The organism is Candidatus Solirubrobacter pratensis (assembly GCF_000425945.1).
Classification (GTDB): domain Bacteria; phylum Actinomycetota; class Thermoleophilia; order Solirubrobacterales; family Solirubrobacteraceae; genus Solirubrobacter; species Solirubrobacter pratensis.
On sequence record NZ_AUEK01000008.1, the window covers coordinates 1 to 18,077 of the forward strand.

The window sequence follows — 18,077 nt, forward strand, 5'->3', positions numbered from 1 at the left end:
GCGCCCGCGAGCCCGTCTTCGCCCACGACGCCCGCAGCGCCCGCGAGCCCGTCTTCGCCCACGACCCCCGCAGCGCCCGCGAGCCCGTCTTCGCCGGCCACCGCCCCCGTTCCTTCGGCGTCGGCCGGCGACGCGCCCACCACCCCGGCGTCATCCGCGGCCCTCGCCCGCACGCCCGCCGAGCCGGCAGGCGACACGCCGGCGAGCACGTCATCGCCGGCCGCCCGCGCTCCACGCTCCGGAGACGCACCCGCGACCGTCGCAGACCCCGAGGCCGCGCCGGGCGGCGACACGCCCGCGGGCCCGTCGTCGCCGGTGACGGTCGCGCGAACCCCCGCCGCGCCCGCGGCGTCGCCTCCCGCTCCCGCCGCGGACCCCGGAGACGCGGTCACGACCCCGTCCTCGCCCGCGCCGTCCAACGACGCGCCCACGACCCCGTCCTCGCCCGCGCCGTCCCGCGACGCGCTCACGACCCCGTCCTCGCCCGCGCCGTCCAACGACGCGCCCACGACCCCGTCCTCGCCCGCGCCGTCCAGCGACGCGCTCACGACCCCGTCCTCGCCCGCGCCGTCCAGCGACGCGCCCCGGACGCCGTCGTCGCCCGCGCCGTCCGGCGACGCGCTCACGACCCCGTCCTCGCCCGCGCCGTCCAGCGACGCGGGCGCGTCTTCCGCCGGCCCCGTTCGTGTCTCGCGCCGGACGGCTGAGCCGAAGGCGGAGCGTCCCGTGGTCCGGTGGGTCGCGCGGACCGAGGCGCCGCCGGCGGTGGCCGTCGAGGAGCCCGAGATCGCCGAGCTCGCACCGCAGCCGGCCGCCGAGGAACCGGAGCGCCGGGGGCTGTTCCGCCGCGTGCTCGACAACATCCGCGGCCGCGACGACGAGCCGGCGCGGCTCGCCGAGCCGGCGCCGCCGCACGCCGCGGCGAGCGCGCGGCCCGCCGTCGCACGCAGCGGGGCCTCGGCACCGTCGCCGTGCGCGAGCGTCGCGCGGTCGTCATCGCGGCCCAACGCGTCGGGAGGCGCCGCGCCCCGTGCCGCCGCAACGTCCGGCGGCGACGCCGCTGTCATCGCCGGCTCGGACAGCATCGCGCGCACGTCCGGCGCGACCCGCGGCAGCGCCCCGGTCGAGCCCGGACCTGACTCGCCCCTGCTTGTCGGCGACGAGTCGTCGCCGGCTCCCGGCGCCCCGCAGATCGCGCGCTCGCGTGCCGGCGACGCGTCCTCGCCCGCCGCCCCGGCGCGAATCGCGCGGGCGATCGAGGCGCCCACCGGTGACGCGCCGAACGCCGGTGACTCGCCGACGCCGGCTGCCGCGCCGCGCGTTGCGAGCACTTACGACGCGCCCGGCGGTGCCACGTTCCCCGCCCCCGGCGATTCGCCCTCGCCCGCCGCGCCGCACGTCGCACGTAGGTCCGACGGTGCCGCGGCTCCCGCCCCCGGCGACTCGCCCTCGCCCGCCGCGCGGACCTTCGGTGCCGCGTTCGTCGCCCCCGCCGGCTCGCCCTCGCCCGTCGCGCCGCATGTCGCGCGCAGGTCGGCCGGCGCCGCGTCCGTCGCCCCCGCCGACTCGCCCTCGCCCGCCGCTCGCCCTTCCGACACGCCCGCCGCCCGGGGCGACTCCCCCACGGCCGCCGCGCCGCACGTCGCGCGCGTGTCCGACGCGCCCGTCGCGCGCGGCGAGTCGCCCTTGCCCGCCGCACCGCGCACGTTCGACGCGCCGGGCGCCGCCGGCCACTCGCCCGCGGCCGCGCCGCGACACTCGCGCGCGCTTGACGCGCCGGCCGGCGGCCCTGCCGCGCGTGCCGCCGCGACGCCCGCCCTCGCCCGCTCCGCGGCGGCGCCGGCCGAGCCCGAGCCGCGGCCGCATCTGGCGCTCGTCCCCTCCTCGCAACCGGAAGTGCCGCCGCCGGCCTCCGCCCCCCGCGGGCTCGCCCGCGCGAGCGCGGAGCGGCTCGCCGAGGCGACCGGCGGCGCGATCGAGCAAGGCGAGGGTGGGCTGCGCTCCGTCAGCTTCCCCGCGCCCGGCGTGCCCGGCGTGCCCGGCGCGCCGGTCCTGCCCGGCGGCGTCGCGCCGTTCTCGACCGAGCCCGTGACCGTCGCGCGGGAGCTGACCGACGCGCCCGCGCCGTCGACGCCCGCGATGCCGTCTGCGCCCGTCGACCACCCGCCCGCCGAGAAGGGCATGGACGTCGACGCCCTCTACGAGGACTTCCTCGAGCGCTTCAAGCGCGACCTGCTCGTCGAGCGCGAGCAGTCCGGCCACCTCCTCACCGACAACCCCTAGCGAGCGCCATGGCAGCCACCGATCGCATGCTCCTGTACCACCAGTCCCTGTTCGAGGTGAAGATCCCCAGCCTCGACATCCAGGTCGGCTACTTCACGCAGGTTCAGGGCCTCTCGGCCCAGGTCGACGTGCTGGAGTACCCGGAGGGCGGGCGCAACGACTACGTGCACAAGCTGCCGACGCGGATCAAGCACACGAACCTGACGCTCAAGCGCGGCCTCACGACCGAGGGGGCACTGCTGGCCTGGTTCCAGAAGACCGTCGTCCAGGTCGAGCCGGCCGACATGTCGCTGACGCTCTACGACACCGAAGGCAAGAAGGTCCAGGCCTGGTCGTTCGCAGGCGCCTACCCCGTCAAGTGGACCGGCCCGGACGCCAACGCCGGCGGCAACGACATGATGACCGAGTCCCTCGAGATCGCCCACCAGGGCGCGACCGCGCAGTAGCCCATGGCCGCGCTCGCCTCATCCAACGGCTCCGCACCGACCGGCTTCACGAAGGCCACGCTGCAGATCGACGCCGGCCCGCTGATCGAGTGCTACTTCAACCCGACCGAGTACTCGATCTCGAAGTCCAACGAATGGACCTACGAGAAGGTCACCGGCACGAGCCTCCCGCCCGCGCAGTTCAGCGGCGGCAACCCGCGCCAGATGGAGCTCAGCCTGCTCCTCGACCAGACGCTGTTCACGGGCAAGATGACCGTGCAGGCCGCGACCGACGCGCTCTTCAAGATGATGGAGGTGCCCGCCGGCCAGAGCGGCGGCGGGACGACGGCGGTGCCGCCGTTCATCACGTTCCAGTGGGGCACGGTCGTCGGCTTCAAGGCGGTCTGCACGTCGCTGACCGTCGCCTACAAGCTCTTCAAGCCCACGGGCGAGCCGATCCGCGCCGAGGTCAAGATGACCCTCAAGCAGGCCGAGACCGCCTCGACGAAGTCGTCCCACGGCGCGAACCAGGGCCAGAACCCGACCACGCGCGCGAACGCCGGCTTCGGCGTGCACACCGTCCGCGACGGCGACACGCTCCCGAGCATCGCCTACCAGACCTACGGCGACGCCACACGCTGGCGCGTGATCGCCGAGGCCAACGGCGTCGACAACCCGCTGCACCTGCGCCGGGGCACCCCGCTGTCGCTTCCGAAGCTGGAGACCTGATGCCCGCAGGCGCCGCACAGCACGTCGCCGGACTCGACGTCCTCGTCGCGGGAGCGGCGCTGGACCCGAAGTGGCGCGACGCGACCACCGAGATCAAGGTCGTCGACTCGCTCACGCTGCCGGACATGGCGGTCGTGAAGCTGTCCGACCCCCGGGGCGAGAACGTCGACAGCCAGCCGCTGCAGATCGGCAAGGACATCGAGATCAAGACCGCCGCCGCCGGCGACCAGTCGACGGCGTCGATCTTCAAGGGCCAGATCGCGGCCGTCGAGCCGGAGTTCACGCAGCAGGGCTGCACGATCGTCGCGCGCGCCTACGACAAGTCGCACAAGCTCAACCGCGAGCGCAAGACGCGCACGTTCCAGCAGATGTCCGCCTCCGACATGGTCGGCAAGATCGCGCGCGAGGCCGGGCTCTCCGCCCAGGTCCAGTCCACGAGCGTCGTCCACGAGTTCTTCCAGCAGAGCAACGAGACCGACTGGGACTTCGGCTGGCGGCTCGCGCTGATGCACGACTACGAGCTGGTGGTCGAGGACACCAAGCTCCACTTCCGCCCGGCGAACGTGACCACGGGCGCTCCGGTGACGCTGAAGTGGCAGCAGGAGCTGATCTCCTTCCGCCCCCGCATGAGCGGGGTGCAGCAGCCCAAGACGGTCAACGTGCGCGCGTGGGACCCGAAGAACAAGCAGGCGGTCAACGGGACCGCGGCCGGCGCCACGACGTCGTCGCAGCCGGGCGTCCAGCGCTCGAAGGTCAGCAACGACCTCGGCGGCGGGACGACCGCCGTCACCGACCGCGTCGCCGCCACCGGCAGCGAGGCGAACGAGCTCGCCAAGAGCACGCTCAACCGGCTCGCGGACGCCTTCTACGAGGCCGACGGCGTCGCCTTCGGCAACCCCAGGATCAAGGCCGGCGGCCAGGTCAAGGTCGACAACGTCGGCACGAGCTTCGGCGGGACGTTCACCGTCACCTCGACGACGCACACCTACCGCGGCGGCACCGGGTACCGGACGGCGTTCCAGATCTCCGGCCGCTCCTCGCGCACGCTGCTCGAGCTGATGCGCCCGCCCAGGGAGCGCGACTGGTCCAGCACGCTCGTGGTCGGCCTGGTGACCAACAACAACGACCCGGAGCAGATGGGTCGCGTGCGCGTGAAGTACCCCTCGCTGTCGGACTCCGAGGAGAGCGCGTGGGCGCGCGTCGCCACCCCGAGCGCCGGCAACGCGCGCGGGCTCCTGATGCTCCCGCAGGTCAACGAGGAGGTGATCGTCGGCTTCGAGGCCGGCGACACCCGCCGGCCGATCGTCGTCGGGTCGGTCTTCAACGGCCGCGACAAGCCCGGCCCGGACCTGCTGCAGAACAGGGACGGCTCGTTCAGCGTCCTGTCCGACGAGAAGATCCACCAGCACTCGAAGAAGGACTTCGAGATCAAGAGCGACCAGAACATGACCGTCGAGGTCCAGAGCAACAAGACCGAGACCATCAAGGGCAACTACAAGAACGAGGCCACCGGCAACGGCAACCTCAAGGCCCAGCAGTACGTGATCGAGGCGGGCTCGAGCCTGACGGTCAAGGGCGTCTCGGTCACGGTGGAGGCGTCGGCGTCGCTCACCCTCAAAGGAGCGACCGTCGACATCCAGGGCTCCGGCCCCGTGAACATCAAGGGCGCGATCATCAACCTCGGATAGGGTCTTGACGTGACGGAGATCATCGGCTCGGGACTCGCCTTCCCCCTCCAGGTCGATCGCCGCGGAGGCATCGCCCTCGCGCGCGACGAGCAGGACATCGACCAGGCGATCCAGCTCATCCTCGGCACCGCTCCCGGCGAGCGCCCGATGCGCCCGGAGTTCGGCTGCGGCGTGCACGACTTCGTCTTCGACTCGATCGACGCGACGACCGTCGGGCGGATGGAGGATGCGATCCGCGAGGCGCTCGACCGCTGGGAGCCGCGCATCCAGGTCCAGACGATCGACTTCGACCTCGCGAACGCCGACAACGGCGTCCTGACGATCGACATCGGCTTCTCGGTGCGCGCGACCAACACCGAGCGCAACCTCGTCTATCCCTTCTACGTCATCCCCGCGGAGGAGGTCGCATGACTCGCGCTTCGCGCTCGCATGCTTCGGCGGGAACTCGCCCGAGCGCTCGCTCCCGCGCCGCGTCGAAAGGCAGGCCTGAGTGAGGCTCCCCGAGATCGAACTGGACGACCGGCGCTTCCAGGACCTCGTCTCGGAGGCGCGCATGCGCATCTCGCGTGCGTGCCCGGAGTGGACCGAGCACAACGTCTCCGATCCCGGCATCACGCTGATCGAGCTGTTCGCGTGGATGACCGAGATGACGATCTACCGGCTCAACCGCGTGCCGGACAAGCTGCACGTCGCGCTGCTGGACCTGCTCGGCATCCGCCTCGACGGGCCGAGCGCGGCGACCACGAGCCTGCGCTTCCGGCTCGCCGAGACGCCCGACGAGCCGATCCTGATCCCCGGCGGCCTGACCGAGGTCGGCACGCCGCGGACGGCGGGCGAGGAGTCGGTGATCTTCCAGGTCGACGACGACTTCACGATCCAGCCGACGCGTCCCGCCGCCTACGTGCTCCAGCGCGGCGGTCAGGTCAAGGACGTCGGCATCGCCGAGGGCGAGGCGCGCCCGCAGGGCTCCGACCAGCTCGCGTTCGGCTCGCCCCCGCAGATCGGCGACGCGCTCTACCTCGGCTTCGAGGACTCGCTGGACCGGCTGCTGCTGCAGATCGAGGTCGACGCCTCGCAGGCGCGCGGCGCGGGCGTGAACCCCGAGGATCCGCCGCTGCGCTGGGAGGTCTCCCAGGCCGACGGCGAGTGGGCCGAGGCGCACGTGCTCGAGGACCTCACGGGCGGCTTCAACTACGGCTCCGGAACGGTCGAGCTCGAGCTGCCGCCGCGCTCGGTCGTGCAGCCGCTCGGCGGCCACCGGCTGCACTGGCTGCGCTGCCGCATCGCCGAGACGACGGCCGCGGGCCGCACCGGCGCGACCTACTCGCACCCGCCGGAGATCTACTCGATCACGGCGGCTCCGATGGGCGCGCGCCTGCCGGCGACGCACGCCTCGCGCGTGGAGCGCGAGATCATCGGCATCTCGGACGGCACGCCCGGCCAGGTCCACCCGCTGCGCAACCGGCCGGTGCTCAAGCCCGGCACCGGCGAAACGCTCGAGGTCCAGGACCCCGAGTCCGGCGACTGGGCGCGCTGGGAGCCGCGCAGCGACTTCGTCGGCTCTACCGAGTTCGACCGCCACTTCGTGCTCGACCTCGTCTCCGGTGAAGTCGAGCTCGGTCCCGCGATCCGCGAGACCGACGGCGGCTGGACGCAGTACGGCGCGGTCCCGCCCAAGGGCGCGGTGATGCGCTTCACGCGCTACCGCCACGGCGGTGGGCGCGACGGCAACGTCACGGCGGGAACGCTGACGGTGCTCAAGAGCACGATTCCCGGCATCGACACGGTGACCAACCCGGAGGCCGCGACGGGAGGCGTCGACGCCGAGATCATCCAGCACGCGCGCCAGCGCGCGGCGATGGAGATCCGCTCGCGCTACCGCGCCGTCACCGCCGAGGACTTCGAGTTCATGGCCGGGGAGGCCAGCCCGCGCGTCGCACGCGCGGTCTGCATCCCGCCCGCCGCCGGCGGCGCCGTGCCGCTGCACCTGGTCCCGCGAATCTATCCCGCCGACCGCAAGCTCTCCTACGAGGAGCTGATGCCCGACGAGGAGCTGCTGACCGAGGTCGGCTCCTACCTCGACGAGCGCCGGCTGATCGGGACCCAGGTCGAGCTCAAGCCGTGCCGCTACCGCGGGCTGAGCGTCGTCGTCAACCTCCAGGCGCGCCCGCTGGCCGACACGGCGCGCGTCGAGGAGGACGTCGCGCACGCGCTCTACACGTACCTGAACCCGCTCGTCGGCGGCAACCCGACCGGCCCCGGCGCCGGCTGGGCGTTCGGGCGCGCGCTCAACCAGGGCGAGCTCTACGGCGTCGTGCACGCCGTCGACGGCGTCGAGTTCGTCCGCATCCTGCGCATCTACGAGACCAACCTCGAGACCGGCGAGCAGTCCGCCAAGCCGGGCGGGACGCACATCGTCCTCGAGCCGGACGAGCTGCTCGCGTCCGGCCAGCACATCGTCAAGGCCACGCATCGCGAGGACTAGTGGCGGAGACGAACGGAGCCCACGGCGAGCACGACGACGGCTCCGAGAACGGCCACTACAAGACGTTCTCGGGCGCCGGCTTCGGCACGCTGATGGTCCGGATGGCGTCCGGGCCCAAGGAGACGCCGCCGGTCGCGTCGACGCGCGCGTACCTGCGCAACGGGCTGCCCTCGCTCTACCAGGACGGCGACTTCGGCATGCGCTTCGTCGGCGCGCTGGAGGAGCTGCTGGACCCGATCGTCGCCGTGCTCGACGCCCTGCCCGCCCACTTCGACCCCAACCACGCGCCGCGCGACGTGCTCGAGCTGCTGGCCGCATGGCTGGGCGTGGACCTCGACGAGGCGCAGGAGCTGCGCCACCGGCGCGAGATGGTCCGCCGCGCGGCCGAGCTCGGCCGCCGGCGCGGGACGGTGAAGGGGCTCGAGCTGGCGCTCGCCCTGCACTTCCCCGGCATGCCGCTGCGCGTCGAGGACAACGGCGGCGTCCACTGGTCCGGCAAGCCGGCGCCGGCCGAGCCCGCCGCGCAGAGCTTCGTCGTCTACTGCGACAAGCCGGTCGACGAGCCGGTGCAGGCCGCGATCGCCCGTTGCATCGAGCAGTACAAGCCCGTGCACACGACGTACCGCCTGCGCGTGAAGTCGGCGAAGAAGAAGGTCGAGTCATGAGGACGTGCCAGAGCTGCGGCAAGGAGAACCCGCTCGACCAGGACTTCTGCAGCTGCGGCGAGTACCTGCGCTGGGAGCCGACCGGGTTCGTCCAGGCGATCACGCCCGAGATGGCCGAGCAGGCCCAGGCCGAGGCGGCTCCTCCTGAAGCCGGCAACGGCCACCCCGCGCCACCGCCCCCGCGCTCCACCGCGCCCGTGAAGGCCGCGCCGCCGCCGCCGCCGCAGGCGCCGGCCCCGGTGATCCCGAAGACGCTCGTGCAGGGCGCAGTGCCCGCGCAGCCGCCGGCCGCCGCGGCGCCCGAGGGCGCGACGATCGTGCTGCGCCTGCGCGACGGCGATCCGGCCAAGGGCGAGACGCTGCACCAGGCGGTCGAGCCCGGCCAGCGCGCGCAGGTGCTCGCGATGGTCCGCAACCAGAGCGGCATCGTCGACAACTACGACCTGCGGATCGAAGGCCTGCCCGACGGCTGGTGGTCGATCTTCCCCGGCACCGTCTACCTCGTCCCGTTCGGCTCGGGCGGCACGTACGAGCAGGAGGTCGAGATCCACCTGCACCCGCCGCGCGGCCCGGAGGCCGAGGCGCGCGCGTGGGACCTGAAGGTCGTCGCGCACTCCAAGGCGCACGGGGTGGACGCGGCGTCGGCGCCGCTGGCGCTGCACATCGCGCCCTACATCGAGACCGCCACGATGCTGCGCCCGCAGCGCCGCAAGGGCCGCCGCAAGGCCGACTTCGACGTCTCGGTGACCAACAGGGCCAACGCGCCGGTGCTGGTCGCGCTCGAGGGCTCAGATCCCGACGACGAGCTGCGGTTCGGCTTCAACCGCCCGCCGCAGGAGATCCCGCCGGGCGCGACCGTGAAGTCCGAGATGCGCGTCAAGCCGCCCAAGCAGATCTGGCTCGGGCGCGGCCAGGAGCGCCGGCTGGAGGTCGTGACGGTCACGGGCGAGGAGGCCGCGGCGCGCGCCGCCGCCGAGCCGCTCGCGGCCGCGGTGCTCTCGCAGCAGGGCGCGTTCACGCGCAAGGGGCTGTTCCGCAAGCGCGTCCCGCAGATGCCCGGCGTCTACGGCCCGCGCGTCTTCAAGCCGCAGATCTACCCGCCCGACGTCAACATCGGTCCCGGCGGCATCAACATCCGCAAGCCGACGTTCCGCGGCCCGCAGCTGCAGGGGCCGCAGATGGGCTCGTTCAACGCGTCGCAGCTCGCCAAGGGCGGGGTCAAGCTGCCCGGCCGTGGAGGCGCGGCGACGCCGCAGGCGCCGTTGCTGCCGACGCAGGGCGTGTTCCGCCAGCGGCCGTGGATCCCGTGGTGGGCGGTGCCAGTCGTCCTGGCGCTGATCGTCCTGTTGCTGCTGCTCTACAAGCTGTTCCCGTCCGACGTCGCGGTGCCGAACGTCGTCGGCCAGAAGTCCTCCTTCGAGGCCGAGAAGAAGCTCACCACGGCCGAGCTCAAGCTCGATCCCAACCAGAAGCAGAAGACCGACGACAAGGCCGCCGCGGGCAGCGTGATCGGCCAGACCCCGCCGGCCGGCGAGAAGGTCAAGAAGAACACGCCCGTGACGATCCTCGTGGCCGTCGGCTCCGGCAAGGTCAACGTGCCGAAGATCGTCGGGGAGACCGCCGGCGACGCCGAGAAGGCGCTGCGCGCGAAGAACCTCACGCTGGGCCAGGCCTCCCCGCAGCCGGTCGACCCCAAGGGCAAGATCTCCAGCCAGATCCCGGCGGCCGGCGAGGTCGTCAAGGCGGGCACGCCCGTGAACATCTTCTATCCCGACCCGGCCGCGGCCGACGCCAAGAAGAAGAAGGACAAGAAGGCGGGCGCGGGCGCCGCGGGCGCGGGTGCGGCCGGCGCGGCCGGGGGCGCGAAGGACATCATCGTCCCCGCGATCGCCGGCGCGAAGGTCGACGCGTACGCGAAGAAGGCCGCCGACCTCGGCATCGTCCCGCAGGTCGAGAAGCAGTTCGACGACGCGCCGGTCGGCAGCCTGGTCGCGACCGTGCCGCCCGGCGGCACCAAGGTCGCCAACGGCGCGAAGCTGACGCTGCTGGTGTCCGCCGGCCAGCCGCAGGTCGTGTTCACCAATGCGAAGGACATCCTGCGCGTCAACGGCGCCAACGGGCAGAAGTTCGATCCGGTCGCCGGCAGCCCGCAGGACGAGGAGGACCCGACCTGGAGCGCCGACGGCTCGCACGTCGCCTACACGGCCGACAAGCGCGTGCTCCTCAAGGACATCACCAAGAAGGACGCGCCGGCGGTGCCGCTCTCGCCGGCCGGCGACAACTACGAGAACCTCGCGTGGGCGCCGACCGCCGACGTGAACCTGCTCGCGATGACCAAGGCCATCGGCAACGAGCAGGACGGCAACACCGACCTCTGCCTCGGCGTCATCACCAAGGATCCGCTCGCGGTGAGGTGCTTCGACGAGCCGGGCTTCTCGGTCATCCGGGCGCTGCACTGGGCGCCCGACGGCCGCACGATCCTCGGCGTCGGCGTCAAGAACCCGATCGGCAGCGGCGTCTTCGGGATCGTCCGCTGGAAGGTCAAGCAGGGCAAGCCGGCCTTCTCGCCCGATCCGGCGGACTGGAGCAAGGGCCACTTCGTGACCGACATCGGGACGCCGGGCAAGGGCGTGCTCGACGCGGCGATCTCGCCCGACGGCGAGCAGCTCGCGCTCGTCTCCAACCAGGGGTCCTCGTTCTTCAAGCTGTGGCTGGCGAAGAAGGGCGACTTCCTGATGACGAGCGCCAAGCCGACGCCGGTGCGCGCATGCAAGGTGACCTATCGCGGCGACGGCCAGGAGGTCATGGTCGTCCAGGCCGACGCGGGCTGCACGGAGGACGTCGGTGCGCTCGTGCGCTTCGACGTCAAGGACGTGAAGAGCCAGAGGCAGCTGAACGCCGCGGGCGACGACCCGCAGTTCCAGCCGTTCAACTCGGGGGGTTAGCCGCGTGCTGTGCCCCAGCTGCCGCCGCCAGCTCGAGCGCGGAGCGAGCTACTGCGGCGGCTGCGGCAGCCCGCTGAACGGGGCGAGCGCGCCGCTGGAGCTGGTGCTCTCGGACGCCACGCGGATCCCCGTCGTGACGGAGATGACGATCGGGCGGGCACCGGGAGCGACGCTCGTGCTCTCAGACCCGTCGGTCTCGCGCATGCACGCCCGGATCCTCGAGGGGGCGGTGCTGGAGGACGCGGGCTCCTCGCACGGGACCTACCTCGACGGGCAGCGGCTGACCGCCCCGTCGCCGCTGCGCGACGGCGCGCGGATCCGCCTCGGGGACGCGGAGCTGCGCGTGGAGCGCCGGCGCGACGCGGCAGAGGCGGGACGCACGATCGTCGTGCGGCCGGGCGCGTCGCTGGTCGTGCCGGCGGCCGGCGCGTCGGACGTCACCGGGAGCGCCACGCAGTTCGGGATGCGGCCGCGTGTGCGCTCGGGGTACGCGCTCAAGCGGCTCGAGGCGGCCGAGGGCTCCCGGCGCTGGGTGCTCAAGGACCTCGCGAGCGGGAGCTTCCTGCGGCTGAGCGACAACGACGCGGCGCTGTTCGAGCAGCTCGACGGGTCGCGCTCGCTGGTCGAGCTGGTCGGGGAGGCGGAGGCGCGCTTCGGTGCGCGCGGCCCGGCGCGGCTGGCCCGGCTCTTGAGCGACCTCGGCGAGCGAGGCTTCCTCAGCGGCGTGGCGAGCGCCTCGCCGTCGGTCGCGGCGCCGTCCGGGCGCCTGGCGCGGCTGTTCAAGCCGCGCGAGAAGATCGTGCCCGGGTTCGGGGCGTGCATCGAGCGGCTCTACCGCGCCGGCGGCTGGGTGCTGTTCACGCGGCCGTTCCTCGTGTTCCTCGCCGTGCTGGTGACCGCGGGGATCGCGGCATTCGTGGGGCTGATCCTCGGCCGCTACGGGACGCCGTTCGTGGTCGCGAGCAAGTTCGGCGTCGGCGGCGTGGTGTTCCTGCTGGGGCGCTTCGCGGTCGTCACCGTGCACGAGCTGGCGCACGGGCTCACGATGGCGTCGTTCGGGCGGCGCGTGGAGCGCGCGGGGCTGAAGCTGGTCGCGATCTTCCCTTACGCGTTCGTGGACACGTCGGAGGCATGGTTCGAGCCGCGCCGGCGGCGAATCGAGATCTCCGCGGCGGGGCCGGTGTCGGACTTCTCGGTCGGCGCCGTGTTCGCGCTGTGCTGCCTGCTGCTGCCCGCGGGGACGGTGCGCGACATCTTCTTCAACCTCGCGTTCGCGGCGTACGTCGGCGGGTTCTTCAACCTGAATCCGTTCATCGAGCGCGACGGCTACCACATCCTCGTCGACGCGCTGCGCGAGCCCGGGCTGCGGCGGCGGGCGAAGGAGCAGCTCGCGCGGCGGCTCGGCGGCGGAGGCGCGCCGACCGACTCGCCGGTGCTGGCGCGGTACTCGATCTTCGGGCTCGGCTGGTCGGTGCTGGCGGCGTGCTTCGCGATCGGCATGTCGTTGCGCTACGAGAAGATCTTCCTGGCGCTGGCGCCGCGGCCGGTCGTCTACGGCGTGATGGGGACGCTGTGGGTGGCGTTCTTCCTGCCCGTGATCGTGGTGCTGGGCAAGCCGCTGTGGCGGCGGGTCCGGGGGGAGCCGGATGGCGAGCGCTGAAGCCGACGTCGCCGCCCGGCTGATCGAGCGTCTGCTCGCCGATCCGGCGTTCCGCGCCCACTTCCGGCGCGATCCGGCGGCCGCGTGCCGCGAGGCGGGGCTCGACGAGCTGGCCGAGGAGATGGCGGTCGGCGCGGGCAAGGCGATGTACACGCTCGACATGCGCGAGTCGAAGTCCTCGCTGGCGGGCGTGATGATGGCCGCCGCCATGGAGGGCGTCGGGATCTACCAGTTCACCGAGAACGTGCTGCCGCATCTGGAGGAGGTCCCGGGCCACGTCGCCGACGTGCTCTCGCGCGTGGACCTGCCGGCGATCAAGCTGCCCAACTTCGGCGGGGGCGCGGCAGGGGGCGGGAGCGCGGCAGCAGCCGCGGTGCCGCAGGCGGCCGATGGGGTGCCGGGCGGCGAATCTCCGCCCGACGCGGCGGACGCCGCCGGCGCGTCTCCCGCCGGCACCGCGGGCGCCGCTGCCGCTCCCGGCGCGCCTTCGCCCTCCGCCTCTCCGCCGGAGGCGGACGGCAAGGGCGTGGCCGCCTCGGGCGGCAAGGCGGACGCGGCGGCGCCTCCCGGCGGGGACGTCACCGCCGCGCCCAAGGCGTCCTCGCTCGTCGACGCGTCTCCCGGCAAGGCCGCGCACGCCGCCGCGCCGCCGGAGGCTCGCTACGTCCCCGACCCGGCGATGTACGGCGCGAGCGGAACCGGCGGCGCGCCTTCACCGGAGGCGGCAGCGGTCCTGAAGGACCCGAACATCACGCTCGACGCCAACGGCGAGCAGGACCTCGGCAGCGGCAAGATGGACCCGCGGACCGCGGCGATCATGCTCGCGCTCGCCAAGGACCACAAGCTCACGATCTCGAGCACGTTCTCCGATCACCCGGCGAGCACGGCCGGCGGCTCGGTGTCCAACCATACGCTCGGGCGCGGGTTCGACATCGCGACGATCGACGGCCAGCCGGTCAACTCGGGCTCGCCGGTCGCGCGCGAGGTCGCCGCCGCGCTGAGCGAGCTCGACCCGTCGATCCGCCCCACCGAGGTCGGCACGCCGTTCCCGATCTCGGCGCCCGGCTACTTCACCGACGCCGGCCACCAGGACCACATCCACGTCGCGTTCGACGACCCGATCACGAACGACTACAAGACGCCGCCGGGGCTTCTCGCGAGCGACCCGGCCGCGCCGCCCGAGGCCGCGCCGGCACCGGCGACCGCCGCCGCTCCCGCGCCGGTCGCCGCGGCAGCCGTCGCGACCGAGCCGCCGCCGAAGCCGAAGACCGGCTCGCAGGCGTTCCTGAAGGCGGTGACCGCGGAAACGGCGTCGAAGCGCAAGGGCGGCGACTCGCAGGCGTTCCTGAAGGCCGTCGAGCCGCCGAAGGCGGCGGCGGCCGCGCCGCCCCCCGCCCGCGCGGCGGCCGCCGCCGCCGAACCCGGCGCTCCCGCCGCCGACCTCGCCTCGGCGCCCACCTCTTACCCCGTGGCGGAGCAGGCCGCGCCTGCGCCGGCCGGCGGAGGCGGGAGCTCACTCGGTGCCGCGGCGCTGAGCGTGGCCCAGTCCCAGCGCGGGGTCCGCGAGACCGGCGGCGCGAACACCGGGCCGCAGGTCGATCAGTTCCTCGCCGCGGCGAAGGTCGCGCCGGGGAATCCATGGTGCGCGTCGTTCGTGACCTGGTCGCTCGAGCAAGCCGGGCACAAGATGCCGGGCGGCGGCTGGGCCGCCGTCTCGACCTGGGTGCGCAACGCCGAGCAGGGCAACGGCGGTCTCAAGGTCGTGAGCGCCGAGGAGGCGCGGCCCGGCGACATCGTCGCCTACGACTGGGGCGGCCAGGATGACTTCGGCGCCGACGGCCACATCGGGTTCCTGGACAGCAACGTCAAGGACGGCCAGTTCACCGCCCTCGAGGGCAACAACAACGACGCCGTCAACGTCGTCCCGCGTCATCTCGGCGGCGGCCCGAAGATCGTCTTCATCCGCGTCGACGGCAATGCGCAGCCCGCGGCAGCGGTCCCGGTCTCCGCGCCCGCCGTCGCCGAGCAGGCGGCGCCGTCCGGCGGGACGGTCGACCCGTCGCAGTTCGGCGCCGAGGGGACCGGCGGCGCGGCGAGCGCGGAGGCGCTCGCGCTGCTCAAGAACAAGAACGTGGTGCTCGACTCGGACGGCGTGTCCGACATCAAGGCCGGCCGCATCGACCCGCGCGTGATCGGGGTGATCGCCAAGCTCAGCCACGAGCACAAGATCACGATCTCGTGCATGTGCTCGGACCACTCCAAGTTCACCGCCGGCGGGTCCGTCTCCAACCACCACTTCGGCCGCGGCGCCGACATCGCGGCGATCGACGGGCAGCCGGTCGGGCCAGGGAATCCGATCGCGCGCGAGATCGCGAGCGAGCTCTCGACGCTGGATCCGTCGATCCGCCCGAACGAGATCGGATCCCCGTGGGCGATCGCCGGCCCGGGGTACTTCACCGACGCCGCCCACCAGAACCACCTCCACATCGGGTTCAAGGAGGAGATCCCGAAGGACTTCACGCCGCCCGCCGACGTGGCGGCGCCGGGGGCGACGCCCGCGGTCGCGGGAGTCGCCGCCGCCGGCAATGCGGCCGCCGCACCCGCCGGGGTCGCCGCGCCGGACGCGGCGGCGCCGCCCGCTCCCGCCGCGCCCGGAGACCCGGCGGCCGCGCCGCCCCCCAAGACCGGCTCCCAGTCGTTCCTCAAGGCCGTCACCGCGGAGGCGGCGGCGAAGGACCGGGCCGCGCGGGGCGACTCGATGGCGTTCCTCAAGGCGGTCGAGCCGCCCAAGGCGGCGGCCGCCGCGGCGCCGGCCGCCGGAGCTCTGTCGCCCGCCGTCGCGGAAGCCGCGGCGGCCGCCTTCTCGGGAGGCGGTCCGGTCGACTATCCGGGCGACGACGCGCCGCGCGAGCAGATCGCCGCGTGGATGGCCGCGCAGGCGCACAAGCGCGGCCTCCCGCCCGAGCTGCCGGTCATGGCGAGCCTCGTCGAGTCGGGCATGAAGAACCTCCACTACGGCGACGCGGACTCTGTCGGCTTCTACCAGATGCGCGTCGGCGTCTGGAACCAGGGCGACTACGCCGGCTACCCCGACAAGCCGGAGCTGCAGGTGAAGTGGTTCCTCGACCAGGCCGAGGCGGTCAAGGAGCAGCGGCTCGCGGCCGGCAAGCCGATCGACGACCCGAACCAGTACGGCGACTGGATCGCCGACGTCGAGCGCCCCGCGGAGCAGTACCGCGGCCGCTACCAGCTCAAGCTCGAGGAGGCCCAGGGCCTCCTGAAGAACGCGCAGCCCGCGGCTCCCGCCGCGCCGGCCGCGGCCGCCGCCGACCCCGCCGCCGCGGCGGCGACCGCCGCCGCCGTCTCCGGCGCCAAGCTGCCGCCGGAGATCGCCAAGCCGCTGAGCGACGCGATCGCCGCCGGGCAGGCGCCCGGGCCGAAGGCGCTGAAGGCGATCGAGGAGGCGTCGAAGTACGTCGGAACGCCGTACCACTGGGGCGGCTCGACCCCGCAGACCGGCTTCGACTGCTCCGGCCTGATGCAGTGGTCCTACGCGCAGGCGGGAATCCAGACGCCGCGCGTCACCTACGACCAGATCGACGCGCCCAACGCGGCAAAGGTCCCCGACATGGCGGATCTACGTCCCGGGGACATGGTCTTCTTCTCCAACGCCGGCGACGTCCACCACGTCGGCATGTACCTCGGCGACCACCAGTTCCTGCACGCGCCCAGCACCGGCGACGTGGTGAAGGTGTCGAGCCTCGACGAGCCGTACTTCAAGTCGCAGTTCGCGGGCGGCCGGCGCTTCGACCAGGGCGCGCCCGCCGCGGCCGCGCCGGCCGCAGCGCCCGTGGCCGCGGCCGCCGCCGTGCCGCCCGCCGCCCCGCCGCCCGACCCCACCGAGGTCGCCAACGCCCAGGCCCAGGTCGCGCGCGACGCCGCCGAGGTCCGCCGCAACGACTCGCAGCTGTTCCGCGCCATCACCGCAGAGGAGGCGCGCAAGCAGAAGCACTCGTCGGTGATGTTCCTCAAGGCGGTCCAGCCCGACCAGGTCAAGCCGGCCGCCGCGGCCGCGCCGGCGCCGCCCGCGCCCGCCACGGCCCCGCCGGAGCCGGCCGCCGCGGCGCGCCCCGAGGCCCCGGCGCCCGCCGCGCCCGAGCTCTCGGCCGCCGCGTCGGTCGACCTCCCGAACGCCGCCACCGCCTACCCCGGCGACACCGCATCCCAGGCGGAGCTCGCGAAGTGGCTGGCGGCGCAGGCGCAGAAGGCGGGCCTGCCGCCGGAGCTGCCGGTGATGGCGTCGCTCGTCGAATCGGGCGTCAAGAACCTGAGCTTCGGCGACGCCGACTCGGTCGGGTTCTTCCAGATGCGCGTCGGCATCTGGAATCAGGGCGAGTACGCCGGCTATCCGGACAAGCCCGAGCTGCAGGCGAAGTGGTTCATCGACCATGCGCTCGAGGTCAAGCGCAAGGCGATCGCCGCCGGCGATCCGAACTTCGGCACGGACCCGTCGACGTTCGGGGAGTGGATCGCCGACGTCGAGCGCCCCGCCGAGCAGTTCCGCGGCCGCTACCAGCTGCGGCTCGGCGAGGCGCGCAAGCTGCTGTCCTAGGAGCCGCTCGCGTTTTCGATCGCCTTGCCGCTCGGGGCGACGACCCACCAGTCGGCACCGAAGCCGTCGTTGCCCTGGCCGTTGGTCTCTCCGGCGCCGGAGTCGCCGGCGAAGTAGTAGAGCGGGTGGCCGCCGTAGGTGACCTCGGTCGTGCCGTCGCTGCGCTTGGTCGTGCCGAGCAGCGAGGCCTTCACTCCCGAGCCGGCCTTCGGCGTGCCGGCGGTGGTCAGCGGCGGCCACGCCTGCGCGCACGCGCCCGAGCACGTGCTCGTGTTGCCCTTGTCGGCGGCCCACAGGTACAGCGCGCGGCCCGATGAGTCGACGAGGAACTTGCCGGGATCGCCGTTGCCGGTCTTCAGCGACACGGTGGAGCTGGAGCCCGACGACGGCGTGCTCGCCGGCTGCGAGCCGTAGGCGTTGCCTGACGACGCCGGCGTCGAGGCGGTGCTCGGCGAGGACGACGAGGAGGAGGAGCCGCCGCCGCAGGCGGTCGCGAGACCGACGGCGGCGATGGCGAGAGCGGGGAGGATTGGGAGCTTCATGCCCACTAAGACTCCGGCGGCATCCCGATCCTTCCGGGCGATC

At 73.5% G+C, this 18,077-nt stretch carries 11 protein-coding genes and 1 pseudogene; 10 read left to right on the plus strand and 2 right to left on the minus strand.

Annotated elements, in window-relative coordinates; genetic code table 11:
* Positions 1-626, minus strand: a pseudogene (locus tag H958_RS46165) (hypothetical protein); the annotation flags it as partial.
* A 100-nt stretch (positions 627-726) separates the two neighbouring features.
* Between H958_RS46165 and H958_RS46170 the strand changes: the two are divergent.
* From H958_RS46170 to H958_RS43115, 10 genes are all read left to right on the plus strand, one after another.
* Positions 727-2,283, plus strand: a complete 1,557-nt coding sequence (locus H958_RS46170; RefSeq protein WP_028058618.1) for a hypothetical protein — start codon at positions 727-729, stop codon at positions 2,281-2,283.
* Between the two features lie 8 nt (positions 2,284-2,291).
* Complete coding sequence (locus tag H958_RS0110320) at positions 2,292-2,729, plus strand: phage tail protein (RefSeq protein ID WP_028058619.1); 438 nt, start codon at positions 2,292-2,294, stop codon at positions 2,727-2,729.
* 3 nt (positions 2,730-2,732) lie between these two features.
* Positions 2,733-3,437: a CIS tube protein gene (locus H958_RS0110325; RefSeq protein ID WP_028058620.1), complete on the plus strand. Its 705-nt coding sequence runs from the start codon at positions 2,733-2,735 to the stop codon at positions 3,435-3,437.
* Positions 3,437-5,125 (plus strand): VgrG-related protein, encoded by a 1,689-nt coding sequence (locus H958_RS36275; protein WP_028058621.1) that lies wholly within the window; start codon positions 3,437-3,439, stop codon positions 5,123-5,125. Before H958_RS0110325 ends, H958_RS36275 begins: the two co-directional genes overlap by 1 nt.
* Before the next feature lie 9 nt (positions 5,126-5,134).
* Positions 5,135-5,536: a GPW/gp25 family protein gene (locus H958_RS0110335; protein ID WP_028058622.1), complete on the plus strand. Its 402-nt coding sequence runs from the start codon at positions 5,135-5,137 to the stop codon at positions 5,534-5,536.
* Positions 5,537-5,615: 79 nt separating this feature from the next.
* Entirely contained in the window at positions 5,616-7,610 is a 1,995-nt protein-coding gene (locus H958_RS0110340; protein WP_028058623.1) for a putative baseplate assembly protein, read from the plus strand.
* A complete protein-coding gene (locus tag H958_RS43110) occupies positions 7,610-8,275 on the plus strand; it encodes a phage tail protein (RefSeq protein ID WP_051324068.1) in 666 nt (221 codons plus the stop codon). Before H958_RS0110340 ends, H958_RS43110 begins: the two co-directional genes overlap by 1 nt.
* Positions 8,272-11,220, plus strand: coding sequence for a PASTA domain-containing protein (locus H958_RS36285; RefSeq protein WP_037409880.1), 2,949 nt, complete (start codon positions 8,272-8,274; stop codon positions 11,218-11,220). Before H958_RS43110 ends, H958_RS36285 begins: the two co-directional genes overlap by 4 nt.
* A 4-nt stretch (positions 11,221-11,224) precedes the next feature.
* Entirely contained in the window at positions 11,225-12,880 is a 1,656-nt protein-coding gene (locus H958_RS0110355; RefSeq protein ID WP_028058624.1) for an FHA domain-containing protein, read from the plus strand.
* Positions 12,867-17,492, plus strand: a complete 4,626-nt coding sequence (locus tag H958_RS43115; protein WP_051324069.1) for an NHLP-related RiPP peptide — start codon at positions 12,867-12,869, stop codon at positions 17,490-17,492. The genes H958_RS0110355 and H958_RS43115 overlap by 14 nt, the downstream gene beginning before the upstream one ends.
* On the opposite strand, the gene H958_RS0110365 is transcribed toward H958_RS43115, so the two are convergent.
* A complete protein-coding gene (locus H958_RS0110365) occupies positions 17,489-18,034 on the minus strand; it encodes a COG4315 family predicted lipoprotein (RefSeq protein ID WP_028058625.1) in 546 nt (181 codons plus the stop codon). The genes H958_RS43115 and H958_RS0110365 overlap by 4 nt on opposite strands.
* Positions 18,035-18,077 lie beyond the last annotated feature (43 nt).